Source organism: Ruegeria sp. CDSB022 (assembly GCF_059611145.1).
In genome coordinates, this window is the sequence record NZ_JBXWOZ010000010.1 from 1 (window position 1) to 24,737 (window position 24,737).

Sequence of the window (24,737 nt, forward strand, 5' to 3'; positions counted from 1 at the left end):
GAGATCAGACATGTTCACCGCTCGTTTTTGAACCGTGAATCACGCCGCAAAACGGAAATCAATGGGTCCTGACCCTAAGCCGACATTAGCGCCCCCCTCCGACTGGGCAATGTGCTCAGAAAAAGCACGCGCCCAACAAAGGCAATCCGACCAATCCTTGAAGCCACGGCATTGATCCCCATCTTAACCCGCGACCGTGCGCCCTCTGGTACTTTCTGCACAAGCAGCGTAAAAAGGGTGCTGCGCGAAATATTTGGAGCCTCGCACCGATGAAAGAACATCGTGGCCGTCTGACCAAGGACGGTATCCGTATCTATGAGCAGGGTGACTTTGCCGGCATGCAGGCGGCAGGGGCTTTGGCTGCGCAGATACTTGATGATATTGCCGATCATGTGTTCGTCGGCCAGACCACTGGCGCGATTGACGGGCTCATCACGCAGATGGTTGAGGATGCGGGCGCAACATCGGCCACGATTGGCTATAAGGGCTATCAGCATGCCAGCTGTATCAGCGTCAATCACGTGGTCTGCCACGGCATTCCCGGCGACAAAAAGCTGAAGGATGGCGATATCCTGAATATCGACGTGACCGTTATTGTCGACGGCTGGTTCGGGGATACCTCGCGCATGTATGTAGCGGGAAAGCTGCCGCGCAAAGCCGAACGGTTGATCCAGATCACTCATGATGCTCTGTTCAAGGGCATCGAGATGGTCAAACCCGGCAACACGTTCGGCGATATCGGCCACGCGATTCAATCATTTGTCGAGGCACACCGGATGAGCGTAGTCCGCGATTTTTGCGGCCACGGGCTGGGCCGAGTCTTCCATGCACCGCCAAACGTTCTGCACTATGGCCGTCCGGGCACTGGTGCGGTTCTGGAAGAGGGCATGTTCTTTACCATCGAACCGATGGTCAATCTGGGCCGCCCCGAGACCAAGACGCTGGCCGATGACTGGACCGCCGTGACGCGCGACAAATCACTGTCGGCACAGTTTGAACACTCGGTCGGTGTAACGGCAGATGGGGTCGAGATCTTTACCCTGTCGCCAGGCGGTAAGTACCACCCGACCTATTCTTCCTGATCCGCCGCCTGATCCCGTAACAGCTTTAGCAGCAAGGTTTCCGGCCCCCATGGCGTGACCGCATCATGGATGAAAACCGGCGCGCGCAGAGGCGTGCGCTGGGGATCGGTTGCGGTGTCAGCCTTTTGCGGAGGTGACCAATTCGACGGGGTCAGTGCACGGTCCATGCCCCGCAGGGTAACATGACCGGGTCAAATCCCCAAAAGCGCCGGGACCTGCGCCATGTCTGAAAAGACTTCGCCCCCCGCATCGGCCAGTTTTTTACCGCCACCATGCGGCACATAGGCCAAACAGCGCATATGTGCCCTGCTTGCTGCGGTCACACCGCTGAGGCTGTCCTCGATCACCACAGGGTTTACGGCGTTGAAACGCTCAGCCGTAGCCAGAAACAATGTCGGGTCCGGCTTGGCCGTTCCCAGAACATGAGCGGAAAAGGCGACATCGCGAAACCGATCCCATAACCCGTTCTGACCCAAAGTGATCTGCATCTTGTCCGGGCTGCCGTTCGAGGCGACACAGAAGGGCAGCCCGTTTGCCTCGAGAACCGCCAGCAGGTCCGCCACGCCGGGCATCAGCTGCACGCCAAGTCGGAGCCGGTCATAGGTTTCCGCATAGACCTCATCAACCCAGCCTGTGGGCAGCTCCGCGCCCAGCGCCCTTGCCTTGTCCCGCACCCCGGTCATGGTGCCCCCAACGAACAGCTTCATACTGTCTTCGATTGTCAGGTTCAGGCCATAACGGGCAAGATTGTCGACCAGTACCTGATTGGACAGCGGCTCACTGTCGACCAGGACTCCGTCGCAATCAAAGATCACCAGATCATGCATCCGGATCGCCATTCCACATCAGGGTGATATGCGTGTCGCCATATTTGCGGCTGTTATGCAACACGAACCCCTCGGGCGGCTGCATGGGCGCGTTTTCCTCCCAGACGACAAGGGCGCCTTGTGCGAACCAGCCGTCAGACAGAGCCGCAATCGCCTTTTGCCCAAGGGATTTGCCATAGGGCGGGTCCAGGAAGATCAGGTCATAAGGCGCTGCAGGATTGGCCCCCAGCCGCGTTGCGTCGCGACGGATCAGCTCGGTACAGTCAGAGCTGCGGGTCAGGTCGATATTCTTGCGGATCAGGCCCTGTGACACGCGGCCATCATCGACAAAGCTCACATGTGCCGCACCGCGCGACAAGGCCTCAAGCCCCAGCGCACCGGTGCCTGCGAACAGGTCCAACACGCGCAGCCCGTCAAAATCAATCTGATGGGCCAGTACGTTGAACAGGCTTTCGCGTACCCGGTCTGTGGTCGGGCGCAGATGCGCGCCGGCGTCCCCCTTGCCGACCGAGGCCAAAGCCCGACCTCGGAAGGCTCCGGCGATGATCCTCACGCTCTGAGCAGCGGTTTCAGGTCCGCATCCGGGTCGGCTACAATAGCAGGATCAGCTGTTTTTCCGCTTTCAATCAGACGCTTACCAACCATATAGGCACGCGGATCGTTCATCGCGTCGACAGCGATCAGCTGATCGCCCTTATAGTACCAGAAGGACACGGTCTGCCCGTCACCATTGCGGGTCACCACCCGGTCATACCCGGTGTTCAGGCCCGCGATCTGCAGTTTGACGTCATACTGATCCGACCAGAACCACGGAATCGCAGTATAATCCTTTGCCGCGCCCAACATGTTCTGGGCAACAATCTCGGCCTGATCAATCGCGTTTGGCACGCTTTCCAGACGGATACGCCCGCCAGCATGCGGGAATGAGGCGCAATCGCCCGCCGCCCAGATCGACGGATCAGAGGTGCGCCCATGCGCATCTGTCTTGATGCCATTGTCCAGCTCAAGCCCGGCCATCTCGGCCAGTTGGGTCGCAGGGGCGATGCCAACACCGACAACAACGAAATCGACCGCCAGTTCTGTTCCATCGGTCAGCACCGCGCCAGTGACCCTGCCGTTTTCACCCAGCAAACGGCCCAACCCGACGCCTTCGCGGATATCGGCGCCATATTCGGAATGCAGCGTTCTGAAATAGTCACTGGTTTCAGGGGCGGCGACCCGTTGCAGAATGCGGTCGGACATTTCAACCAGGGTCACCTTGACCCCGCGCTTGGCGCAAACGGCTGCGGCCTCAAGCCCGATGTATCCTCCGCCCACGATCAGCGCACGCGCGCCTTCGGACACATAAGGTTCCATTTCGTCCACATGGGCCAGATCACGCACCACATGCACCCCGTCCAAATCGCCGCCAATAGCGGCTGGAAGGCGGCGCGGATCCGATCCGGTGGTCAGGGCCAGCTCGTCGTAAGCAACAACCTGATCACCCAGCGTCACGGTCTTGGCCTGAGGGTCGATTCCGGTCACGCGCTGACCAAGGCGCAGGGTGATATTGTTATCGGTATAGAAGTTTTCGGGGCGCAGGAACAGGCGCTCTAGCCCCATCTCACCCAGAAGATAGGCCTTAGACAAAGGCGGTCTCTGATAGGGCAAATGCGGCTCTGCGCCGATCAGAGTAATCTCGCCGTCGAACCCATCTTTGCGCAGCCGGGCGACAAGCGAAGCACCTGCCTGGCCGGCGCCAATCACGACAATATGGCTCATATTCCCCTCACCCTGTCGAATTCCCGTGGTCACTTTTGTTAGCTCACCTATATTGCGGCTAGGCCCGACTCTGCAAATCCAAATGACAGGAGCGAAAAAATGATTTCAACAGGTGACACTCTGCCCGACGCCACATTGACCCAAATGGGGGCAAATGGCCCTGAAGAGGTCCGCGTTTCGGACAAGACCAAAGGGCGCAAGGTTGTCATTTTCGCCGTGCCCGGCGCCTATACCGGCACGTGCACAACGGCGCATGTTCCAAGCTTTATGCGTACCAAAGACCAGTTCGATGCAAAAGGCGTGGAAGAAATCATCTGCATCTCGGTCAACGACCCCTTTGTCATGAGCGCCTGGGGCGAGTCCACAGGCGCAACTGCGACTGGCCTAACCATGTTGGCCGATGCGGCGTCTGAATTCACCAAAGCCATCGGGATGGATTTCGACGCCCCGCCCGTTGGTCTGATCGGCAGGTCCAAGCGCTATGCGATGCTGGTCGAAGACGGCAAAGTGGTCGCCATGAACCTGGAGGAAAATCCCGGCGTCTGCGAGATTTCCGCAGGTGAAGGGCTGTTAGAGGTTATCTGACCTGATCTGGCCCCAGTGCTGCTGGGGCCATTTTCGCAATTTAACTTGCGGCACTCTCATGATGAGCGAATACTTGGTACATATTCATCAGGGAGTTTGTTTATGAACCTAAAGACATTTACCTTTCTTTTAGGTCTGACCGGCGCACTTGGCGCTTGTGGACCGGCCCCTACCCCGCAGCAACAGGCCGCACGACAGCATGAGATCGCCTGCCTGAGCGGCACAGTGGGTGGTGCCTTGCTGGGCGGTGTCATCGGCAATCAGTTTGGCGGCGGTTCCGGGAAAACCATCCTGACGGCAGCGGGTGCTGCGGTCGGCGGCGTTGAAGGTCAGAGGTTCGCATGTTGAGAGGGATGAAGATGAAAACCGCAATCGTCCTGTCGATGTTGTCCCTGGCGGGTGCCGCAACGGCCGAAACCGTGGCAGAGCTGCATGAGAATGAGCTTAAGGCCATCGACACCAATAATGACGGCTTCCTGTCGAAAGATGAGTTCGACGCCTTTTCCGACTATGCGTTCCAGACGATGGATGAGGACAAGAACGGCACATTGGGCCTGGATGAAGCCAAGCCGTTTCTGGATATAAAGCAATTCCAAAAGGTTGACCGGGACCGGGATAGTAATATTTCAAGAACGGAATACGATCAGCATATGACCGAAGATTTTATTTCTGCCGATCAGAACAGCAACGGTCAACTGGATTAGGCTCTGCGGCCCTGGACCAGACAGGAGTATGCAATGACCAAATGGAGCGCTCTTTTTGCGTTGGGGTTGCTTGCGGCATGTGATGTGCCGCAGGCCCCTATTGTGACCGGCCCTGATGGCCAACCGAGGATAGAGATCAGTACCAATGGCCTGACCTGCTATGACCGGCGTTGTCTCGACATCAACCCCGCAGCACGGTCCGTGCGCATGATCGGCAACAGAACTACCCGGATACCTGCCGAAATCGACGTTAGTGACAACCTGGTCACCCCAGCCGAGTTCAGGCGGCTGGGTCAGGTTGCCAGCCTTGCCGGTGGTGTCGGATCACGCGGTGACAGCGGCTAGACCAGGCTGTCCATCTTGCGGGCCAGTTTGGCGTCCAGCGCCGAAAGCCCGCCGACATCATGGGTGGACAGCGTCACCTCGACCGAGCGGTAGACATTGAACCATTCGGGATGATGGTTCCATTTCTCGGCAAACATGGACACTTGGGTCATCCAGCCAAAGGCGTGGACGAAATCTTCGAAGGTAAAGGTCTTGGTGATCGCATCCCGGTCCTTGACCATGGTCCAGCCGCTTTTGAACAGCGGGTCCAGCAAGGGGCCACGGGTCTCGGTCGACAGAAGTTCAGTCATTGGTGTTCCTCCGGGTTCGACTTTCTGAACGGGCCATAATCAGTCAGAATCTCGATTTCTTCTCCCACTGCTTGGGCCTCGGCGTCCAGATATTTTTTGATCGCATCGGCAAAGCTGGGGTCATTGACCCAGTGCAGGCTGTGCGTGCGCGTGGGAAGATAGCCGCGCGCCAGCTTGTGTTCGCCCTGCGCCCCTGCCTCGACCCGGGCCAGGCCTTGCGCAATGGCAAAGTCGATTGCCCTATAATAGCACAGTTCGAAATGCAGGCAGGCATGATGTTCGACGCAGCCCCAGTAACGGCCATAAAGCGTCTCGCGCCCGATAAAGTTCAGCGCCCCCGCAATCGGATACCCGCCGCGCTCGGCCAGAACCAATGCCATGTCATCCGCCATGGTTTCCTGAGCGATATCAAAGAATTGCCGCGTCAGATAGGGCACGCCCCATTTCCGAGCGCCGGTATCCTGATAGAACTCCCAGAACGCGTCCCAATGTTCAGGGCGCAGGTCATCACCCGTCAACGCGCGGATTTCGCCGCCAAAGGCGCAGGCCTGCGCGCGTTCCTTGCGAATGTTCTTGCGTTTGCGCGAGGATAAAGCGGCCAGAAATCCATCGAAATCCGCATACCCGTCGTTCAGCCAGTGAAATTGCTGGGAATGGCGCAGCATCAGGCCCATCTGCGCGCCAGCCAGCGCCTCATCTTCGGTGCAAAAGGTCGCGTGGACAGAGGAAACCTGATTGTCCGCCGCCAGCTGCACCGCCCCCTGCACCAAGGCGGACATGCCCACCGCCTGATATCCCGGCCGCAGCAGAAAGCGACGCCCGGTGGCCGGGGTGAACGGTACGGCAATCTGCAGTTTGGGATAATACCGCCCGCCGGCGTTTTCATAGGCATGCGCCCAGTTGTGGTCGAAGATATATTCGCCCTGACTATGCGATTTGGCGTACATCGGGGCGGCCCCGATCAACATTCCATCCAGATAAACCGTCAGGTATTGCGGCTGCCAGCCGGTACCCGGCCCGACCGACCCGCTCTCCTCCAAAGCCAAAAGAAAGCGATGAGTGGTAAAGGGATCAAGCGGACGGCCCCCATCCGCAGCCTCGGGGCAGGCACAGCTGTCCCACTCTGCCGCAGTAATCTGCGAGAGCGATCCAAGTACCCGAACCTCGATTTGTGCCTGATCCATGTGCCCTCTGCGTTTGATCTTTATCTGTGACGGAAGGGGCGCGGTTCAAGCCGGATGCGCAGCTATGTACCCTTCGAAAGTCACATTATCGGCAATCTTGCGAGCCTCGGCCTCTTGCGCGGCCGAGCGAACGGTCCAGCACAGGACCGGAACACCCTGCGCCTTCAGCTCGGCAACCCTTGGGCGGGACAAGTCTTCGACTTCGTGGCTGATGAAACTGGCCCCGACCCTTACGAAATCCGGGATGTCCCGCAGGTAATCGCACACCGCCGCAGGCAAAAGTTCGACTTTGGGCTGATACGAACAGGTCGTGATCCCCCTGGGCAAATGCGGCGCCAACCGCGCCAGTTCAGCCACCGAATTGGGGTTGAACGACATCAGCGCCACCGGACCTTCATAACCCTCAAGGGCTCGTACAGTATCGCGCTCGAGCGGGCCCACATTCGGGCCCATCACACCGTCCTGATCCTTAAGCTCGATCAGCAGGGGCACCTTGCCCGCCACGATTTCCAGCACATCATCCAGTGTCGGAATACCGTCATCAGCGTGCAACAGCTGTGTCTCGGACGCTACCTGCGCCGAAATCTGCCGAACTGGCCCCGGTCGCCCGGTCAGTCGCCCCAGGTCATAGTCGTGAAAGACCAAAGCCCGGTTGTCGGCGCTCAACTGCAGATCAATCTCAATCCCGTAACCGGCCTTAACAGCGGCACGAACCGCCGCCCGGCTGTTTTCCGGGCGGTTGTCCAATTTGTCGTGCAGGGCCCGATGCGTGATCGGGGCCTGTAGGAACGTAGCGGGCAGTACCGGGGTCATGCGATCTCGAAGATGCCTTCGATCTCAACCGCGACGCCCAACGGCAACGACGCTGCACTCACGGCCGAGCGCGAATGGCGACCAGCCTCGCCCAGCGCCTCGACCAGAAAGTCCGACGCACCATTGATCACCTGCGGCTGGTCGGTGAAATCGGCGGTTGAATTCACAAACCCTGTCAGTTTGATCACACGCACCAGCTTTTCTATATCGCCACCGCAAGCAGCCTTGACCTGCGCCAGAAGATTGATCGCGCAGACCTTGGCAGCCGCAGCACCCGCTGCAACATCCATGTTATCACCCAGCTTGCCGGTGATCAGTTCCGCATCCTTGGAAATCTGTCCTGAAACGTAGACGATATTGCCGACCCGCACGAAAGGCACATAGTTGGCGGCGGGCGCCGGCCCGTCCGGCAGACTGATTCCCAGGCTTTCCAGTTTTGCTGCGATACTCATCGGTTGATCCTCACCTGATATAGACTCGGCCGGACGCTATCCGGGATCGTTCGGCTGGAAAAGTGTGAAACCAGTAAAACTGCGGTCAGTGGCGTATTAAGCGTAACTTCTCTTATCCCGAGGTGTTGAACTTGTGTCACTTTACCTGATGCAGTCGGCCGGGTTAAACGCGAACTGTTTCAAAATGGGCCCAAAACCTTTATGTGACGACAGATTGAGCCGCAAAATGGCCGCAGGCATTATTGATTGAGCGTCCAGCCCCACTCACAAAACGGCTGGCGCGTTTGGAGTTGAAATACCGTGTTGAGCAAGATCAGATTCAAGCCCCTGATTGTCGTGACCCTGATGACCGTTCTTGGCGCTTGTGCGTCCCAACCCGCCGATCAGGCCGCGCGCGGCGATACTTTCGATCCCTACGAGAATACAAACCGCGGCATTCACAAGTTCAATCTGGGCGTCGACCGGTTCCTGTTCCGTCCGGCCTCGAAGGGCTATGTGAAGATCGTGCCCGATCCGATGGTGACCAGTTTCAACCATTTTGCCGAAAACCTGACTATGCCGGGTCAGGCTCTGGATTATCTGCTGCAGGGCAATCTGAAGCAGTCGGGCAATGCCCTACTGCGGTTCCTCATCAATACGACCGTTGGTGGCGCGGGTCTGTCTGACCCGGCCAGCGAATTGAACCTGCCGCCCGTGGATACCGATTTCGGTGAAACCCTGCACGTCTGGGGTTTTGGCGAAGGCGCCTATGTGGAATTGCCCTTCTATGGCCCCTCAACATCCAGGGATGCGGTCGGCGTCGTCGTCAACCTGTTTTCGAACCCGATCAACTTCACACCAGTGCGCCCGGTTGAGAATATCGGCGTCTACGCCGAAATCGTAAGGCGGATGGGCGACCGTGGACGGTTCTCGGACACAGTCGATTCCATCCTCTATGAAAGTGCTGACAGCTATAAGCAGGCACAAACAATTTACCTGCAAAATCGACGTTTCGAACTGGCACGCGATGATGAGGACGCCTATCTGGGATTGTATGACGATCCCTATGCAGATATCGGGACCGACCCTGTCAGAGACCCCTACCTTGACCCCTACGAGGATCCATATGCCGAGTAATTATTTGAAGAGAAGAGAGTTTATTGCATCTGGCATCGCCGGCCTGGCGCTAGCCACCCTCCCTTTGCCAAGCTTTGCACAGACAGAGGCCAGTGCAAAAGCGTTGGTCGTTAGCGTTGTGGATGACATCAACCGCGTCATCAGTTCGGGAAAATCCGAAAAGAGCATGATCCGCGATTTTGAAAAGATCTTCGTGCAATATGCCGACGTTCCGATCATGGCCCGCTATGTGCTGGGGGCCGATGGCCGCTCGGCCAGTGCGTCACAGATAAAGCAGTTCACCGACGCGTTTCAGGGCTATATCTCGAACAAATACGGACGTCGCTTTCGCGAGTTCATTGGCGGCGAGGTGACCGTTCGAAATGCGCGCAAGATCAAAGCCGGATACGAGGTGCGTACCTCGGTCAAGCTGCAGGGCTCCTCGCCCTTTGAGGTGACCTTCCTGGTGTCCGACAAATCCGGCCGCGACAAATTCTTCAACATGTTTATCGAAGGCGTGAACATGCTGCTGACCGAACGTACCGAGATTGGCGCCATGCTGGACGCGCGCGGCGGTGATCTGAACCGTCTGATCAAGGATATGAAGCGAACCGGGTGAATTCACAGCGATTTGCTGCAGTCAAAACTTTCAAATCCGATCGTAGTTTCGACCAGTTCGGCCTCATAGTGTGCGATCATTGGCATTGCAATGGGTTCGATCTGGTCATTCCAGACCGCCTCACCATAGAAGCTGTCCTTTATCCTGTCGCGTTCTTCCAACGAAGAAAACGCGTGCATCCAATGCACTTTGTCAGGATTTTCCAGGTCTCTGAGCGGCCCAAACACAAGCATTCCTGCATCCCGCAACGCAGCGCGATTGTGTTTCTCAAAGAATTCTATGAACGCTTCTCGGCGGCCCGGTTTTAGTGTGTAATGTCGAATTTCCAGTATCATCGATATTCCCCGGGCAATCTCGTTGGCCTGACATGGCATCAGTACTTGGCGAAATTGCCCGAGTTTAGCAAGAACAAGTCCTGCGCAGTGCGCTAGTTCAACCGCTCGCCGGTTTCCTTGGCAAAATAGGACACTTTGCTCATGTCAAAGGCCAGGTTCAGCTCTTGTCCGGCCTGGGCGCTGGTTTCCGCGTGCAGGCGCGCAGTGACCTGTTTGCCGCCCAGTTCGGACACTACATAGGTGTCAGCTCCGGCAGGTTCGACCATGTCGACCATGCAGACCGCCTCCTGCACACCGTCGCCTGCGCGGAATCCGGCCTCGGCGATATCCTCGGGGCGCAGGCCCAGAATCACGTCCTGCGGCAGCGACAGATCACGGGCATCCTTGAGAACCAGCGTTTCACCGGATGACCGCTCAATGGCGATTTCGGTGCCCGTGCCGTTCTTGGTGGCCTTTGCAGGGATCAGGTTCATCGCAGGCGAGCCCATGAAATCGGCGACGAACAGGTTGGCGGGGTTGTTATAGATCTCCGCCGGGCTGCCGATCTGTTGCACGATCCCGCCTTTCAGAACCACAATCTTGGTGGCCAGCGTCATCGCCTCGATCTGGTCGTGGGTGACATAAACGATCGAGGCATCCAGCGTCTGGTGCAGCTTTTTGATCTCGGTCCGCATCTCAACCCGCAGCTTGGCGTCGAGGTTCGACAGCGGCTCGTCAAACAGGAACAGCTTGGGATCACGCACCAGCGCCCGTCCCATCGCCACCCGCTGACGCTGACCGCCGGACAGCTGGCTGGGGCGACGGTTCAGCAGAGGTTCGATCTGCAGCAGGGACGCGACCTCTTTCAGCTTGGCGTCCTGCGTGGGCTGATCCACCCCGCGCACCTTCATGCCAAAGGTGATGTTCTTGGCCACTGACATGGTCGGGTAGAGGGCATAGGACTGGAACACCATGGCAATGTCGCGATCCTTAGGGCTGACATGGGTCATGTCTTTGCCACCAATGGCCAGCGTACCGCCGGTGATCGGTTCCAGCCCGGCAATGCAGTTCAGCAAGGTGGATTTACCACAGCCCGATGGGCCGACCAGCACCAGAAAGTCGCCCGGTTCGATCGAGATGTTGATATCCTTCAGGATCTCGGTTGCGCCGTAGTTCTTGTACAGCTTGTTGATATCAAGGATGGGAGCCATCATTCTATCCCTTCACAGAGCCAGCGGTCAGGCCGCGGATGAAATACTTACCGGCAACGACATAGACGAGCAGCGTCGGCAGACCCGCGATGATCGCGGCGGCCATGTCGACATTGTATTCTTTGACACCGGTGGTGGAGTTTACGATGTTGTTAAGCGCCACAGTCACAGGCTGTGTGCCCGCCTGGCTGAACGACACGCCGAACAAGAAATCATTCCAGATCTGCGTGAATTGCCAGATCACGGTTACCACGATGATCGGCAGTGACAGTGGCAGGAAGATCGACCAGAAAATCCGCAGGAACCCGGCCCCATCGACGCGAGCGGCCTTGGTCAGCTCGGCCGGGATAGAGACATAATAGTTGCGGAAAAACAGCGTGGTGAAGCCAAGACCATAGATTACGTGGACAAAAATCAGACCCGGAATGGTTCCGGCAATACCCATCATGCCCAGAAGGCGCGCCATCGGCAGCAGGACGACCTGAAACGGAATGAAGCAACCAAACAGCATCAGCGAGAAGATGATGTTAGCCCCTTTGAACCGCCACTGCGCGACAACGTAACCATTCAGAGCGCCCAGCAGGGTCGAGATAGCCACCGCAGGCACCGCAATCAGGACCGAGTTCCAGAAGTAAGGCCGCAGACCTTCGCATTGGATACCCGTGCAGGCGCCCGACCAAGCGGTTTTCCAGGCCTCGAAACTCACCTCACGCGGTAACGATATCAGACTACCGGTACGGATTTCCTCAAGACTTTTGAGCGATGTCGTCAACATCACAAACAATGGCATCAGGTAATACAGCGCGAACAGGCACAGCACCACGTAAAGCAGCCAGCGCAGGACGATTTTGCTCATGTTACTTTGACTGCGGGTTTGGGTGTGGGGCATCGACAGATCAGTCATTTTTAGCCCTCAATTCTGAGTAGAGATAAGGAACCACGATGGCAAAGACGACCAGCATCATGATCATTGCAGAAGACGCCGCCTGACCGATATCGCCGCGCGAAAAGGCCATCGCATACATGTAAGTGGCGGGCAGATCGGTGGCATAACCCGGGCCGCCGCCAGTCAGGGCGATGACAAGGTCAAAGCTTTTGATTGCCAGATGCGCCAACACGATGAAAGCGGACAGGAAAATCGGGGCCATCGACGGGATGATGATCGCGGTATAGATACGCCATGTTGGAATACCATCGACCTGTGCGGCCTTGATGATCTCGCCATCGACCGAGCGCAGACCGGCCAGAAACAGCGCCATCACAAAGCCCGAGCTCTGCCAGAGTGCAGCGATCACAATAGTGTAGATCGCGTAATCGGGGTTCACCAGCCAATCGAATTCGAAGTTGGGAAAGCCCCAACCCTGCACCATGGACTCAATCCCCAGACCGGGGTTCAGGATCCACTTCCACGCCGTGCCCGTGACGATCATCGACAGCGCCATGGGGTAGAGATAGATTGTTCGGATCGCTCCTTCGACGCGGATTTTCTGATCCAGCAGGATGGCCAGCAGCAGGCCCAGCAGCATCGCGATCACGATGAACAGAGTACCAAAGATATACAGGTTGCCAATCGCCGTATCCCAGCGAGGAGAGTCGAACAGGCGCTCATACTGGATGAAGCCATGGATCTCGTATTTCGGCAGCAGTTTTGAGCGTGTAAGCGACACCCATGCGGTCCATCCGATAAATCCGTAGACAAAGATCAATACGGCGATGAACGACGGTGCCAGCACCACCTTGGGCAGGTGGTTTTCCAGCCATTCGGACATGTTTTCCTCCGGGGAAAGATGCTCTGCCCCACACCTTGGGGGGCAGAGCGTATTGGATCAGTAGCTGTTGGCCACCGCGTCCGCCAGTTGCTGAACCGCGTCAGCCGAGGACATATCCGAGTTGAAATGCGCGGTCACAACATCTGTGATCGCACCAGCCTGCGACCCGCGCAGCGCCATGCCATGCGCGTAAGACGGCAGCAGCGAACCATTCGCCGATGTCGAGCCCATGTCTTCGGCCGAGATTTGCGCGCAGATGTCAAAGGCATCCAGCGACACATCGGTCCGGGCCGGAATCGAGCCCTTGTTCAGGTTGAACACTTCCTGAAAGTTCGGTGCAACAATCAGCTTGGCCAGCAATTCCTGACCGGCGCGATTGTCGTCGCCCTCAACCTCGAACATGGCAAAGCTGTCGACATTGTACAGATATCCATCGCCGGGGGTCGAGGCGCACAGGAAATCCTCACCAGGCTTCTTGCCCGCTGCAAGGAATTCGCCCTTGGCCCAGTCACCCATGATCTGAAAGGCCGCTTCGCCGTTCATCACCATCGCGGTGGCAAGGTTCCAGTCGCGACCCGAGAAATTCTCGTCCACATAACCACGCAGGGTGCGCATCTGGTCAAAGACCTGGATCATTGTGTCCGAGGTCAACGCCTCGGGGTCCAGATCGACCAGGGCTTTCTGATAGAATTCCGGTCCGCCAAGACCCAGCGCGACGGCTTCGAAAACCGTAGCGTCCTGCCAGGCCTGACCGCCATGCGCCAGCGGGATCACACCGGCGGCCTGCAGTTTTTCGGCTGCGGCGTTGAACTCGTCCCATGTGGTCGGCATCTCAATTCCGTTTGCGGCCAGCACATCGGCATTGGCCCAAATCCAGTCAATGCGGTGAACGTTCACCGGTGCCGCGCACCAGGTGCCCTCGCACATCATGTGACCGGCGATCGACGCGGGCAGAACCTCGGCCCAGCCCTCGGCGGCGGCCACGTTCGAGATATCGGCCAGTACGCCCTCTTCATACCATTCCTGAATCGCCGGGCCTTTCAGCTGAACCGCTGTCGGCGCGTTGCCTGCCAGAACCCGCGCCCGCAGCGCTGTCATGGCCGCATCACCGCCGCCGCCTGCGACAGGCATATCGGTCCATGTGCCCCCGTTCGAGGCAAACTCTTCCTGAAGCACGGCCACCGATTTGGCCTCGCCACCGGATGTCCACCAATGCAAGACCTCCGCCTGTGGTTCGGCCACCACAGATGATCCGGCTGCGACGGCCAATGCGGACACAGTCGCAAAAGAAAATCGTTTCATGTTTTCTCCTCCCTGAGAATTCGGTGCCAGTCAAAATGGCAATGCCGCAATACTGTGCCCCTATCTGAGTCTGACAACGCTTAATCCGGGCCAATACCCGGGAAAGGCGCAAATTTTCACCGCTTTTGTTACAGCGTGTTACGTTAGCATTGAATCTGTTTCCGTTCGTTACAATGGACGAAGTTAGGGGCCAGAGAACAGGAGGACAAACACTGTGAGCATTCCGCGGCTGTTGGTGGTGGATGACGACCCTGAAATGCGGTCGATGATGACCCAGTTCCTGCAACAGAATGGCTTCATTGCGCTGCCCGCCAGTTCCGAAAGCGAAATCCGCGCGCATCTCAAGTCGGGTCGGATCGACCTGATTCTGTTGGATGTGATGCTGGGGGATGAAAACGGCGTTGATATCTGTGCCCGCCTGCGGGCCGAACAGGACGTGCCGATCATTCTGGTCTCGGCCTTGTCCGCCGATCATCAACGCATGGCCGGGTATGAGGTGGGCGCCGACGATTACATCGCCAAGCCTTTTAATCCGCAACTGATGCTGGCTCGCGTACGCGCCGTCATGCAACGGGCGCGTCGTACACCTTCGCTTGCCTATCGCCGCCGCACCCGCTCCTTTAGGTTTGACGGCTGGCTCTATGACGGCAAACGGGACGAAGTGCATTCGCCCGACGGATATCTGGTATCCCTGTCGCAGCGAGAAACAGCAATGCTCAAGGTTTTTCTGGCCAACCCGCATATTCCCCTGACCCGGGATGAAATCGCCGCGGCCCTGGATGTAACAGGCGCTAATGACAAGAGCGAAGGCCAGGGACGCGCCATCGACATGCTGGTCGGGCGGCTGCGATCCAAGATCGAAGCCAACCCCAAAGACCCGCAAATGCTGAAGACCGAACGCGGTGTGGGCTATATCTTTGCCGCAGAGGTGTCTGTGGACGAAACCGCATGACCGTCCGCGCCACGCGCCTGCGCAGCCTGGGCTGGATCTGGACCTGCGCCGCTTTTACCTCGGGGTTGCTGGCCGCAGGCCTTTGGTTCGCCTCGGCCCGGGCATGGCAGGAATTCCAGACCCGTGCATATGTTGCCGGGTTCGCTATTTACGAGGATTTGCGCATCGGTAAATCCCCACCGCCAGGCATCTCCATCGTACCATTGCCGCCCAAAGCAGCCAGCCTGGCGGATGCCGGGCAGTTTGAGCAACTTCCCGGGTTTTCGGATCGCAGCTTTGTCACCAACCTGTCGATCCTGACTGACAGCTCAGCACCCGTTTCAGGCCGAGAGCTGACGCTGGCTGTGATGTCAGACCGGCTGGTTTACCCGGTGTCCGACATCCTCTCCGGCATCGACCAAACCGGCCCAGAGAAAATGGGCAATCTGACCCGGCTTTTGGCGACCTATTGCAGCGAACCGATACTGATCGCCCGCTATGGGCGCGGCGCATGGCAACAGGTGGACGGGACAGATATCTGGGGATGCCGTGCAGCCCCAACCGACCTGCGTCTGCCTACGATTCTGGTCGCTATTGTCGCGCTGGCGGTGATCCTGACCTCGGTGGGCAATGTATCAGACAGTTTCACCCGCTTTTCTACTGCCTTGCGCGACCGCAAAAGGCGGGGTGGGCCGAACAGTTATGAGGCCGATGGCCCGGCCGAACTGCGCGACATCGTCTCTGCCGTGAACGAGCATCTGGACGCAGAGCGCATGCAACTGGAAAAGCGCGCCACTGTTTTATCGGGTGTCAGCCACGATCTGGGCACCCCGGCCACCCGCGTCCGGCTGCGCGCCGCATTGATCCCGGATGCCGAGCTGCGCGAAAAGCTTGAGGCCGATGTCGATCAGATGACCGGCATGATCGAAAGCGTTCTGACCTACACAAGGTCCGAGCTGAGCATTGAGGAACCGCGGCAGATTTCACTGACGTCGCTGGTCGAGGCTTTGGTCGCGGACTATCAGGATATGGGACTGCCGGTGACCCTGAAAAAGCTGGCCCCAGTGGCGGTACAGGGCGGCACGTCAGTTTTCATGTCGCGCCGAGGGCATGGATCACTGCCCGAGACCCGGAGAATGCTGGTCGTCGGCAGGCCAATTTCGCTGAAGCGCGCCCTGACCAACCTGATCGACAATGCGCTGAAATATGGGCGCCATGCCGAAGTTCAGCTGGAAACCGATGCCAAAATAGCAACCATCACCGTCGAGGACAAAGGGGCCGACCTGTCCGTCTCGGATATCGAAGCCCTGATGGCCCCGTTCCGTCGCGGGTCAAACACCGGGTCTTCGGATGGGTTTGGTCTGGGTCTGACAATCGCGGCGACAATCGCAGAACAGCACGGCGGCACCCTCAGCTTCGAAGCCGGAGAGCAAGGCCTGCGCGCACGTCTGCAGATCACCAGGCAGTGACGATTCATGTCATATAGCTACGCACCAGCGCGCTTGCGATCAGCGACCAGCCGTCGGCAATGACAAAGAAGGCTAGTTTGAACGGCAGCGACACTGTTGCAGGCGGAACCATCATCATCCCCATCGACATCAGCACAGCGGCCACCACAAGATCAATGATCAGAAACGGCAGGAAGATCAGAAACCCGATCTGAAAGGCCCGCGCGATCTCAGATAGCATGAAAGACGGCATCAGGATCGACAAAGGAGCCTCAGCCGACAGGGACACCGTATCACCCCCAGGGCGTAGGGCCGCCATGGCATGGAAGGTATCGGGATCAACTCGCCCTGCCATAAAGGCACGAAACGGCTGCAACGCGCGCTCCAACGCTGGTTCGACCTCCATCGTTTCTTCGACCATGGGGCGAATACCTGTGGTCCAGGCCTCCGAAAAGACAGGCTCCATGATGAAATAGGTCAGAAACAGTGCGAGGCTGACGATCAGCATGTTGGGGGGGGATTGCTGCAATCCGATCCCTTGCCGCAAGATGGCCAGAACGGTGATCAGGAACGGGAAACAGGTGATCATGATCGCCAGCCCAGGCGCGAGGCTGAGCACGGTAATAAGCAAAATCAACTGAATGGTGCGCGCGGAAATCGACCCGCCTTCGCCCAGTGACAGCGACACCTCTTGCGCGGCGGCCAGAGACGGCGTCAGCGTCAGCAGCACCGCCACCCAAAACAGGATGCGCATTACCCGATCCCGTTCTGCAGATCCGCGATTTCGGTTAGGCGCACGGACAGTTGCCCGGCCTGATCACCCTCCATCTCTTCCAGCAGACCACGCGCCACGAGTTGGTCGCCAACATAGAGGTCCACAGGGTCTTCGATCCGCTTGTCCAGGGTAAGAACAGCGTTTTCACCCATACTCAGCAGATCGCGGATGAGCGGGCGGGCGCGGCCGACTGACACGGTTACCTCGATCGGAACGGTATCAAACGGGCTGGCTTTTTCGGGTTTGGGGGATTGCGGGTCACTCATTGTTCAATGCCTCTTTTGCCTCATACACGTAAGCGTCAAATGCTGAACGGATTGTCTCTAGCAAGGCGCTGCTATCCACCTCTCGCTGCGAGGTACCAATCTGCAGACGCGCCTGACCAGGCCCCAGAGACGGGTCCTCGACAACCCGTGTCGGGGTGGCCAATTCAGGGGGCAAAAGCCCCTCGACCGCATCCGCGAAACCCGAAGGCACAAAGACCTGCATCGGCTGACCAATCTGTTCCCGGGCCATTTCGGTAAGCTGTTCGACCAACCGCGGGGCCTGCCCCCGATCCAGGGTGTCCGGCAACACCAGATTGACGAGGCTCTGGAACATGGGCTCTAACGACATTGTCATCCGGCTCGTCGCCTCATGATAAGTAAAGGACATATCCTCGAGCGCGCGGGCAAGGTTGTCTGATACCTTTCCACGACCCTGTTCTTGGGCCTGAAGGGCATCGTCCCATCCGGCGCGATAGCCGTGTTCGAAGGCTCCAAGCCGCTGTTCTTCCAGCGCCTCTTCGTCCAGTAAATGAACTTTGCCGCCGCCTGCCTGTACGGTGAAATCCTCAAGAAGATGGGCTATCGACATCACGCACGCTCCTCGCTTTCTTCAAGCCAACTGCGCAGGATTTCCACGGTCTCCTCCTGCTTGTCGCCGATCATGGCCCGCAGCCGATCAACCGGATCAGCGCCCGGATTTGCCGCCAGCGCGGGTACATCCCCCGGGGTATGTCCCGGAATAGCGGCGAATTGCCCGTCCTCTTCGGTCGCGATCTCACCGGTCAGAACCGCCTCGGGCTCTGGCGGCGATCCTGCTGGCAAAAGGGCGGGGGCAAGGGCCGGTTTCATCAGGATCGGACGGATCACGAACAATCCCAGCACCAGCATCACAATCGCCAGAACCGCCATTTGAACCAGCGACATGGCGTCGAAATGAATCTGCTGCCAGATCGAAGCGGAAACCACAGTTCCACCAGGCTCTACTGCGGGCAGATCCAGCGATTTCAGGGTGATGACATCACCTCGTTCTGCATCGAACCCAACGGCCGAGGCCACAAGCTCACCCAATGCATCAAGCTCGGTCTGGGGCAAGGGCGTAAAGCTTTCGGCACCCGAGGCATCAACCGTCCGCGTTCCATTCACCAGAACTGCAACGGTCAGGCGCTTGATCGCACCGGGTGCGGTATGAACCTCTAGCTCCGTCTCGGACACCTCATAATTGACCCGTTCCCGTGTCTGTGTGGCATTCGAATTGGATGCATCCCCACCTGCACCGTCGCCATCGGGCAGGTTCGACGCCACCGTGACATCGGACGATTGGTTCCGGGCGCTGTCAGACCGTTCCTCGACATCGGTGCTAATGGCCACGCGCCCCTTAGGATCAAAGCGCCTTTCACGGATGGATTCGGTTTTAGTGACCGCATCAACACTGACCTCAACGACTGCATTTCTGGCCCCCACTCGGGCCTCAATCAGACGCAGGACCCGTTCGCGCAGCTGGCGCGACTTGTCATCCGCAGAATCTGCTGCCACCGCAGTCTCTTTTGCGCCAATGACCGCACCATTGGAATCAATCACCGCCACATTCTCGGGTGCGAGGCCGCTGACGGCAGAAGAGACCAGAAAACGGATCGCCTTGGCCTGATCCGAAGTGATATCCGCACCCGAGGACACCAGATAGACCGAAGCCGTCGGCGCGACGCTGCGCTGAAACGGGTTCGTTGACCCGTTGGCAATATGCACGCGCGCCTGACTTATGTGAGGGCTGCCGACAATCGTGCGCGCGAGCTCACCCTCTTTCGCACGCCAATAGGCCGCATCGAACATTTGCGAGGTGGTGCCAAAGCCGCTGAGTGAATCCAAAAGCTCATACCCGCGGTTTCCGTTCGCAGGCAGGCCTTCGCTGGCCAGAGTCATGCGCAATTCGTCCCGCTGCGAGCCGGGCACGTAAATCGAACCGCCCCGAATCTCATACTGTACGCCGCGCTGATCCAGCGATCGGACGATATCCCCCGCCGCGCCGCTTTCCAGCCCGGCATATAGCAGGGTCATCGACGGCGCCGTCGCCAACCGCGACATCGCAAGGACCCCTAGAAACACCAGCACAACTGCACCGGCGACAATGATTTGCTTTCGCCTGTCCAAACTTGCCCAGACAGTTCCGATCTGCTGCACGCTCACCTCCGACTCGCCGACATTCTGCCCGGCGCATCCCCTGTTTGGACGATTGCCCTTAACAATCGGTTAGTCCCTGCCGGGTTATGACATCCCCAGACTGAATGAATGAGGACGTCATGACTGACGCGGCTGCAGAACAGGCAGAAGCCCCGGAAAAATCGGGGAAAAAAGGATTGATCATAGGGGTGATTCTGGCCGTTGCCGGGGCTGCGGGCGGGTATTTCCTGACCACTTCGGGATTGCTGCCATTTGGCGGCCAACCAGCCGCAGAAGACGCCAAAGAAAAAGACAACGGGGCTGAGGTTAAGGCCCTGCCCGAGGTTGGTTTTATCGACCTGCCGGCGGTGATCGTCTCGGTCAATGCCGGCGATTCGCGGCACCTGAAATTCCACGCCCAGCTTGAAGTGAACAGCAGCTACGTCTCGGATGTCGAGAAGATGAAGCCTCGAATCATGGATGTTCTGAACGGGTATCTGCGGGCGGTCGAAGTGTCGGATCTGGAGGATTCGCTCGCACTGATGCGCATCCGCGGTCACCTTTTGCGCCGCATTGAAATCGTCGTCGGGGAAGGGCGCGTGCGCGATGTCCTCGTGATGGAATTCGTATTGAATTAGGAGGCCGAGATGGAGCTGATTGCAGATATTTTGCTGGTCGCAGGTGCGCTGGGTGCGGGTCTTTACTGTTTCGTGCTGTCCCGTCGGCTAAAGCGGTTCACTAATCTGGAACAAGGTGTCGGTGGCGCGGTCGCTGTCCTGTCATCCCAGGCGGATGAGTTGAAGAAATCGCTTGATTCGGCACGAACTGCTTCGGACCAGTCGGGCCTTGTACTTGAGGCACTGACCCAAAGGGCGGAATCGGTTGCTCAGCGGCTCGAACTGATGATGGCCTCGATGCACGATGTCATTCCGGCCGAAGACATCACGGTTGAAGAACCCAAGCTGCAAGAACCCGGAGCCGAGGAACCAACGGCGGAACCTGAGCCTGATGAGGCTCCGGTCGAAGCGGTGGAAAAGCCAGAAGCCCCTGTCGCGCCCAAATCCGGGGACGCTCGGGAAAAAAAGCGCCCGGGCGGGCTGATGTTCTTCCGTCACGCCCGCAATAGCGGAGAGGCCGCGACATGAGCGGACGCGCTGTAGAGAAACGGCCAAGAAGCGGTGTGCTGACAGTGATCTCACTGTTGATGCTCGGGTCAGCTGCGATTCGGCTGGGGTTTGAGGCTGGGCCAGCCCTAGCAAAAGGGGCCGAGCAAGCCGAAGCAAAGCCGAAAGAGACCCAAGCAGAGCTGCCCGGAGCCCGGATATTGCTGACCGAATTGCTGCGGCGCGAAGAGGCGTTGAAAAAGCGCGAAGCCACCACCATTGATCGGGAAAAGGCGCTGGCCATTGCCGATCAGGCCATCGAGGCCCGCCTGGCTGCCCTGCAGCAGGCAGAAGAGGCGCTGCGTGAGACGCTGGCCATTGCAGAAAAAGCGGCTGAGACAGACCTGACGCGCCTGACGGATGTCTATCAGAACATGAAGCCGAAAGACGCGGCCGCCCTGTTTGAAACGATGGACCCGACCTTTGCCGCCGGATTCCTGTCACGGATGCCGCCCGATGCCGCAGCCGGTGTTTTGGCAGGCCTGAACCCCGAGGCTGCCTATACAATCAGCGTGATTATGGCCGGGCGAAACGCTTCGGCTCCGCAGGAGTAGCCCCCATGATTTTCAACCCTGCATCGGAATTCGCCGGAGACCTCTTATGATCGGAATTGTCGGAATTGTCGTTATTTTCGTCATGGTGTTCGGCGGCTATTTGGCGGCTGGTGGGAAAATGACCATCATCATGAAATCCCTGCCGTTTGAAATGATGATGATCGGTGGCGCTGCGGTCGGTGCGTTTATGATCAGCAATGACCTGAGCGCCGTGAAACACACGATCAGGGATATGGCAAAAGTATTCAAAGGGCCGAAGTGGATGCCCAATGACTACCGTGACCTGCTGTGCCTGTTGTTTTCGCTGATCCGGATCGCCAAGGCCAACCCGGTCGAGGTTGAACAGCATATCGAAGACCCCGAAAACTCGCCTCTGTTTTCGACTTATCCGAAAATTCAGGCCGACAAAGAAGCCGTCGACTTGATCTGCGACACGATGCGCGCCGCCTCGTTGAACTATGACGATCCCCACCAGGTCGAAGAGGTGCTGGAAAAGCGGATGGAGGCGAATTTTCACCACGCCATGCACTCTAGCCACGCGCTACAGACTGTTGCTGACGGCCTGCCCGCACTTGGAATTGTTGCGGCAGTTCTGGGCGTTATCAAAACGATGGGCTCGATTGATCAACCTCCAGAAGTGTTGGGAAAGCTGATCGGTGGCGCTTTGGTCGGGACGTTCCTGGGGGTCTTTCTGGCTTATGGGCTGGTCGGCCCATTTGCAGGAAAACTCAAATCCGTGGTGGAAGAAGACAATCATTTCTATCAGTTGATCAAAGAGGTTCTGGTTGCCAACCTGCACAACCACAACCCTGCCATGTGCATTGAGGTCGGGCGGCAGAACACTCCCACCCATAACAGGCCGGGTTTCTCAGAACTTGAAGAAGCCTTGAAAGAGCTCAAGCAGGCAGCGGCATGATCCGATACGCCCTGATGGTTTCGGCAGCCCTTGCTGCCGCAGGACAGGCTGGCGCGCGCGACATTTCTGTGCGATCAGGCGAGCATGACGGATATACGCGTCTTGTCGTGCAGGTGCCCCCCGGCACGGAATGGGGTCTGAAACGAACGAATAATGGCGCAAAACTCAACGTGGCGCTTCCTGATGCCGAATTTCAAACCGGAGCGGTATTTCAGCGGCTGTCGCAGAACCGTCTGTCTGCGATCTCACAGACCAACCCGGGTGATGCGTTAGAGATGGAATTCGGCTGCGACTGCTTTGCCACCGCATTTCTGCATCAAAACACGATGATCGTTGTGGATATTGCGCCGGGGGCAGCCCTTCCACCGATCAGCAGCGACATTCCACCCCCAACGCTGCCCAAAGCCGCTGTGGTAAACGCCCCGCTGCCCGGGCCACAGGCGCTTGATCCTCTGGTATTGCCGCTTTTGAATCTCAAAGCGCAGGTATTTGAGGACCAGCTATCGACGCGATTGTTGCAAGGCGCTGACCGAGATCTGGTTGATCTTGAACTATCTCAGATTGGGCCCAGGAACTCGAATGGCAATCAATCGCTCGACATGCCACCGCGTATGGACCTGAACATCGCAGTTACGTCGGTACTGGAAGATCTGGATGGCTTGCTGGGACCATCCATTCCACAACTGGAAAAGAAACCAGCCTGCATTTCCAGCGCCGAGCTAGGTTTTGACAGCTGGTCCGATGAGCGCCTGTTCCCCGAACAGGTGGCAGAGCTGCGCACTGGCCTTTTTCAGGAGTTTGATCACCTTGACAAAGAACGAGCCATGAAGCTTGCCAAGCTCTATGCGTATTTCGGCTTCGGTGCCGAGGCGGTTCGCAGCCTTGGCTGGATGGGTGAAGAGACGCCGGAAACGAACCGGATTTCTGCGATTGCCGCTGTTCTGGACGACCGGCCACTGAAAGGGTCAAATCCATTCCGCGACCTACAGCGTTGCGAAAGTGACGCCGCAATCTGGGCCGCTCTGACCGAGGGTAAGCTCGCCGAAGATGCCCAGATAAGGGTTATGGAACATTCCTTTGCGCGACTACCGGATCATCTGCGCCGGCAAGTCGGACCTATGCTGTCCGACATTTTCGTTGCAGCCCAAAAACTTGAAGCCGCGCGGCGCGTCTTGCGGGCTGTTGATCGCATCGAAACCAAACCCAGCCCCGGCGCAACACAGGCCAAGGCCGGTGTTGCAAAGGCTGAAGGCGATCAGGAAAAATCCGAAACCTTGCTGAAAGACGTGGTGGGCAGCTCGGAAGCGGGGCTCGAAGCGCCTCTGGCGCTGGCGCGACTGATTGAACAGCGGTGGGCGGAACGCGGGTCAGCCTCCGCCCGGGAGCTCGAACTTGCCGCATCTTATACGGTCGAATTGCGCCGATCTGAGATCGGCCCACTTATGCAACGTACATATGCGCTGGCGCTGAGTTTGGGCCAAGAGTTCGACCAGTCTTTTGATCTGTTAGAAGATATTCCGAATTCAGCTGAAACGCTGGACCGGGCCGTTCAAGTACTGACTGCGCGCGCCGACGACGATACCTTTTTGCGGCGCATCTTCAACCTGCCCGAACCGATGGCACAATCGCTGACAACCGAAACCGCAATCTCCATTGCCGAAAGGTCGGCATCGCTGGGGTTTGCCCGTCCAACGCTCTTTTGGTCCAACCGACCTCAGGACACTATCAGGCGAAAGGACCGAGCCCTTTTGCGCGCGCAGGCCGCATTGTTGTCCGGCCAGCCACACAAAGCCTTGCTGGAGTTAGGGGATGACCCCTCGGACAAGGCCATGTCACTGCGGGCGCAGGCCAATCTGGATATAGGTGAGTTTGAAAATGCAGGGCGGGTACTGTTGCAGTTTGACAGGGTGAACGAAGCAGAAAGATTGTTCTGGCTTTCTGATATGGAAGACGTCCCGCAGCCTGAGGCCGACCAAAAATTTGGACAGGTCAGGCGGGCGACTCTGGCATTGGCAGAACCTGTAACCAGGATTGAAGAACGACCATTGGCGGATGCAACTGCCCTGCTTGAAAACAGCGCCAACGCCCGGGAGAATATCGCTCAGCTTCTCGCACTTATGAGGGCAGACTGAAACGTCTGGGCAAAACTCAGGGTGGCCACCCAGTCAGGGCTGATC

Annotated in this window: 31 protein-coding genes; 14 read left to right on the forward strand and 17 right to left on the reverse strand. The window is 58.1% G+C overall.

The genetic code is table 11. The features are described from left to right. Window positions 1-269 precede the first annotated feature (269 nt). A complete protein-coding gene (gene map, locus AC2FIZ_RS14375; protein ID WP_142638685.1) occupies window positions 270-1,082 on the forward strand; it encodes a type I methionyl aminopeptidase in 813 nt (270 codons plus the stop codon). On the opposite strand, the gene AC2FIZ_RS14380 is transcribed toward map, so the two are convergent. Genes AC2FIZ_RS14380 through AC2FIZ_RS14395 form a run of 4 tightly spaced genes read right to left on the reverse strand, consistent with a single transcriptional unit; the run spans window position 1,070 to window position 3,670 of the window. Continuing rightward, window positions 1,070-1,249, reverse strand: coding sequence for a hypothetical protein (locus AC2FIZ_RS14380; RefSeq protein ID WP_142638682.1), 180 nt, complete (start codon window positions 1,247-1,249; stop codon window positions 1,070-1,072). The two genes, map and AC2FIZ_RS14380, sit on opposite strands and share 13 nt — an antisense overlap. A 24-nt stretch (window positions 1,250-1,273) precedes the next feature. Beyond that, window positions 1,274-1,921 carry an HAD family hydrolase gene (locus AC2FIZ_RS14385; protein WP_246097263.1) on the reverse strand — a complete coding sequence of 216 codons (648 nt, stop codon included), beginning with the start codon at window positions 1,919-1,921 and terminating at the stop codon, window positions 1,274-1,276. Then, on the reverse strand, window positions 1,902-2,462 hold the full coding sequence (rsmD, locus tag AC2FIZ_RS14390; protein WP_142638680.1) for a 16S rRNA (guanine(966)-N(2))-methyltransferase RsmD: 561 nt from the start codon (window positions 2,460-2,462) through the stop codon (window positions 1,902-1,904). The genes AC2FIZ_RS14385 and rsmD overlap by 20 nt, the downstream gene beginning before the upstream one ends. Next, window positions 2,459-3,670: an NAD(P)/FAD-dependent oxidoreductase gene (locus AC2FIZ_RS14395; RefSeq protein WP_281995690.1), complete on the reverse strand. Its 1,212-nt coding sequence runs from the start codon at window positions 3,668-3,670 to the stop codon at window positions 2,459-2,461. The genes rsmD and AC2FIZ_RS14395 overlap by 4 nt, the downstream gene beginning before the upstream one ends. A gap of 99 nt (window positions 3,671-3,769) precedes the next feature. On the opposite strand from AC2FIZ_RS14395, the gene AC2FIZ_RS14400 reads away from it, so the two are divergent. The 4 genes from AC2FIZ_RS14400 to AC2FIZ_RS14415 all read left to right on the forward strand — a co-directional run bounded on the left by AC2FIZ_RS14400 (window position 3,770) and on the right by AC2FIZ_RS14415 (window position 5,304). Further along, on the forward strand, window positions 3,770-4,255 hold the full coding sequence (locus AC2FIZ_RS14400) for a peroxiredoxin (RefSeq protein ID WP_142638675.1): 486 nt from the start codon (window positions 3,770-3,772) through the stop codon (window positions 4,253-4,255). Window positions 4,256-4,357: 102 nt separating this feature from the next. Beyond that, on the forward strand, window positions 4,358-4,603 hold the full coding sequence (locus AC2FIZ_RS14405; protein WP_271952399.1) for a glycine zipper 2TM domain-containing protein: 246 nt from the start codon (window positions 4,358-4,360) through the stop codon (window positions 4,601-4,603). Window positions 4,604-4,614: 11 nt separating this feature from the next. Further along, on the forward strand, window positions 4,615-4,959 hold the full coding sequence (locus AC2FIZ_RS14410; protein WP_142638671.1) for an EF-hand domain-containing protein: 345 nt from the start codon (window positions 4,615-4,617) through the stop codon (window positions 4,957-4,959). 33 nt (window positions 4,960-4,992) lie between these two features. Continuing rightward, window positions 4,993-5,304: a hypothetical protein gene (locus AC2FIZ_RS14415; RefSeq protein WP_281973287.1), complete on the forward strand. Its 312-nt coding sequence runs from the start codon at window positions 4,993-4,995 to the stop codon at window positions 5,302-5,304. Here AC2FIZ_RS14415 and AC2FIZ_RS14420 read toward each other — a convergent pair. The 4 genes from AC2FIZ_RS14420 to AC2FIZ_RS14435 are packed head-to-tail and all read right to left on the reverse strand — an operon-like array spanning window position 5,301 to window position 8,043. Next, window positions 5,301-5,594: a 4a-hydroxytetrahydrobiopterin dehydratase gene (locus AC2FIZ_RS14420; RefSeq protein ID WP_281973288.1), complete on the reverse strand. Its 294-nt coding sequence runs from the start codon at window positions 5,592-5,594 to the stop codon at window positions 5,301-5,303. The genes AC2FIZ_RS14415 and AC2FIZ_RS14420 overlap by 4 nt on opposite strands. Further along, window positions 5,591-6,778 (reverse strand): GNAT family N-acetyltransferase, encoded by a 1,188-nt coding sequence (locus AC2FIZ_RS14425; RefSeq protein ID WP_281995691.1) that lies wholly within the window; start codon window positions 6,776-6,778, stop codon window positions 5,591-5,593. Before AC2FIZ_RS14425 ends, AC2FIZ_RS14420 begins: the two co-directional genes overlap by 4 nt. A gap of 45 nt (window positions 6,779-6,823) precedes the next feature. Continuing rightward, on the reverse strand, window positions 6,824-7,591 hold the full coding sequence (locus AC2FIZ_RS14430) for a glycerophosphodiester phosphodiesterase family protein (RefSeq protein ID WP_281995692.1): 768 nt from the start codon (window positions 7,589-7,591) through the stop codon (window positions 6,824-6,826). After that, window positions 7,588-8,043: a RidA family protein gene (locus AC2FIZ_RS14435; protein WP_142638661.1), complete on the reverse strand. Its 456-nt coding sequence runs from the start codon at window positions 8,041-8,043 to the stop codon at window positions 7,588-7,590. Before AC2FIZ_RS14435 ends, AC2FIZ_RS14430 begins: the two co-directional genes overlap by 4 nt. A gap of 345 nt (window positions 8,044-8,388) precedes the next feature. Here AC2FIZ_RS14435 and AC2FIZ_RS14440 point away from each other — a divergent pair, with 345 nt between their 5' ends. Then, a complete protein-coding gene (locus tag AC2FIZ_RS14440; protein WP_142638706.1) occupies window positions 8,389-9,159 on the forward strand; it encodes an MlaA family lipoprotein in 771 nt (256 codons plus the stop codon). Continuing rightward, complete coding sequence (locus tag AC2FIZ_RS14445; protein ID WP_142638660.1) at window positions 9,149-9,757, forward strand: MlaC/ttg2D family ABC transporter substrate-binding protein; 609 nt, start codon at window positions 9,149-9,151, stop codon at window positions 9,755-9,757. Before AC2FIZ_RS14440 ends, AC2FIZ_RS14445 begins: the two co-directional genes overlap by 11 nt. A 2-nt stretch (window positions 9,758-9,759) precedes the next feature. Here AC2FIZ_RS14445 and AC2FIZ_RS14450 read toward each other — a convergent pair whose 3' ends face one another. The 5 genes from AC2FIZ_RS14450 to AC2FIZ_RS14470 form a co-directional block, all read right to left on the reverse strand. After that, window positions 9,760-10,092 carry a putative quinol monooxygenase gene (locus AC2FIZ_RS14450; RefSeq protein WP_496791229.1) on the reverse strand — a complete coding sequence of 111 codons (333 nt, stop codon included), beginning with the start codon at window positions 10,090-10,092 and terminating at the stop codon, window positions 9,760-9,762. 92 nt (window positions 10,093-10,184) lie between these two features. Next, window positions 10,185-11,282 carry an ABC transporter ATP-binding protein gene (locus tag AC2FIZ_RS14455; protein WP_496703496.1) on the reverse strand — a complete coding sequence of 366 codons (1,098 nt, stop codon included), beginning with the start codon at window positions 11,280-11,282 and terminating at the stop codon, window positions 10,185-10,187. A gap of 4 nt (window positions 11,283-11,286) precedes the next feature. Next, a complete protein-coding gene (locus tag AC2FIZ_RS14460; RefSeq protein ID WP_496694332.1) occupies window positions 11,287-12,186 on the reverse strand; it encodes a carbohydrate ABC transporter permease in 900 nt (299 codons plus the stop codon). Next, complete coding sequence (locus tag AC2FIZ_RS14465) at window positions 12,179-13,051, reverse strand: carbohydrate ABC transporter permease (protein WP_142638652.1); 873 nt, start codon at window positions 13,049-13,051, stop codon at window positions 12,179-12,181. Before AC2FIZ_RS14465 ends, AC2FIZ_RS14460 begins: the two co-directional genes overlap by 8 nt. A gap of 57 nt (window positions 13,052-13,108) precedes the next feature. Next, a complete protein-coding gene (locus AC2FIZ_RS14470) occupies window positions 13,109-14,353 on the reverse strand; it encodes an ABC transporter substrate-binding protein (RefSeq protein ID WP_281973294.1) in 1,245 nt (414 codons plus the stop codon). A 214-nt stretch (window positions 14,354-14,567) separates the two neighbouring features. Here AC2FIZ_RS14470 and AC2FIZ_RS14475 point away from each other — a divergent pair, with 214 nt between their 5' ends. Both AC2FIZ_RS14475 and AC2FIZ_RS14480 read left to right on the forward strand, forming a co-directional pair. Then, window positions 14,568-15,305, forward strand: a complete 738-nt coding sequence (locus tag AC2FIZ_RS14475) for a response regulator transcription factor (RefSeq protein WP_142638648.1) — start codon at window positions 14,568-14,570, stop codon at window positions 15,303-15,305. After that, window positions 15,302-16,753 (forward strand): sensor histidine kinase, encoded by a 1,452-nt coding sequence (locus tag AC2FIZ_RS14480; protein WP_496791230.1) that lies wholly within the window; start codon window positions 15,302-15,304, stop codon window positions 16,751-16,753. Before AC2FIZ_RS14475 ends, AC2FIZ_RS14480 begins: the two co-directional genes overlap by 4 nt. Before the next feature lie 4 nt (window positions 16,754-16,757). Here the strand turns inward: AC2FIZ_RS14480 and fliP are convergent, their stop codons facing one another. The 4 genes from fliP to fliF are packed head-to-tail and all read right to left on the reverse strand — an operon-like array spanning window position 16,758 to window position 19,948. Then, entirely contained in the window at window positions 16,758-17,486 is a 729-nt protein-coding gene (gene fliP / locus AC2FIZ_RS14485) for a flagellar type III secretion system pore protein FliP (RefSeq protein WP_496791231.1), read from the reverse strand. After that, a complete protein-coding gene (locus tag AC2FIZ_RS14490) occupies window positions 17,486-17,773 on the reverse strand; it encodes a FliM/FliN family flagellar motor switch protein (RefSeq protein WP_496791232.1) in 288 nt (95 codons plus the stop codon). The genes fliP and AC2FIZ_RS14490 overlap by 1 nt, the downstream gene beginning before the upstream one ends. Next, window positions 17,766-18,362, reverse strand: a complete 597-nt coding sequence (locus tag AC2FIZ_RS14495; RefSeq protein WP_496791233.1) for a FliH/SctL family protein — start codon at window positions 18,360-18,362, stop codon at window positions 17,766-17,768. Before AC2FIZ_RS14495 ends, AC2FIZ_RS14490 begins: the two co-directional genes overlap by 8 nt. Beyond that, the gene (fliF, locus tag AC2FIZ_RS14500) at window positions 18,362-19,948 is read right to left on the reverse strand and encodes a flagellar basal-body MS-ring/collar protein FliF (RefSeq protein WP_496791235.1); all 1,587 of its coding nucleotides are present in this window, start codon (window positions 19,946-19,948) and stop codon (window positions 18,362-18,364) included. Before fliF ends, AC2FIZ_RS14495 begins: the two co-directional genes overlap by 1 nt. Window positions 19,949-20,067: 119 nt before the next feature. Here fliF and AC2FIZ_RS14505 point away from each other — a divergent pair, with 119 nt between their 5' ends. The 5 genes from AC2FIZ_RS14505 to AC2FIZ_RS14525 are packed head-to-tail and all read left to right on the forward strand — an operon-like array spanning window position 20,068 to window position 24,692. Continuing rightward, window positions 20,068-20,565: a flagellar basal body-associated FliL family protein gene (locus AC2FIZ_RS14505; protein WP_282027657.1), complete on the forward strand. Its 498-nt coding sequence runs from the start codon at window positions 20,068-20,070 to the stop codon at window positions 20,563-20,565. 9 nt (window positions 20,566-20,574) lie between these two features. Next, window positions 20,575-21,072, forward strand: coding sequence for a hypothetical protein (locus AC2FIZ_RS14510; protein ID WP_496791237.1), 498 nt, complete (start codon window positions 20,575-20,577; stop codon window positions 21,070-21,072). Continuing rightward, window positions 21,069-21,644 carry a MotE family protein gene (locus AC2FIZ_RS14515; RefSeq protein ID WP_281995699.1) on the forward strand — a complete coding sequence of 192 codons (576 nt, stop codon included), beginning with the start codon at window positions 21,069-21,071 and terminating at the stop codon, window positions 21,642-21,644. The genes AC2FIZ_RS14510 and AC2FIZ_RS14515 overlap by 4 nt, the downstream gene beginning before the upstream one ends. A gap of 46 nt (window positions 21,645-21,690) precedes the next feature. Then, window positions 21,691-22,560: a flagellar motor stator protein MotA gene (gene motA / locus AC2FIZ_RS14520; RefSeq protein WP_281995700.1), complete on the forward strand. Its 870-nt coding sequence runs from the start codon at window positions 21,691-21,693 to the stop codon at window positions 22,558-22,560. Next, window positions 22,557-24,692, forward strand: a complete 2,136-nt coding sequence (locus AC2FIZ_RS14525; RefSeq protein WP_496791238.1) for a hypothetical protein — start codon at window positions 22,557-22,559, stop codon at window positions 24,690-24,692. Before motA ends, AC2FIZ_RS14525 begins: the two co-directional genes overlap by 4 nt. The last annotated feature ends 45 nt before the right edge of the window (window positions 24,693-24,737 follow it).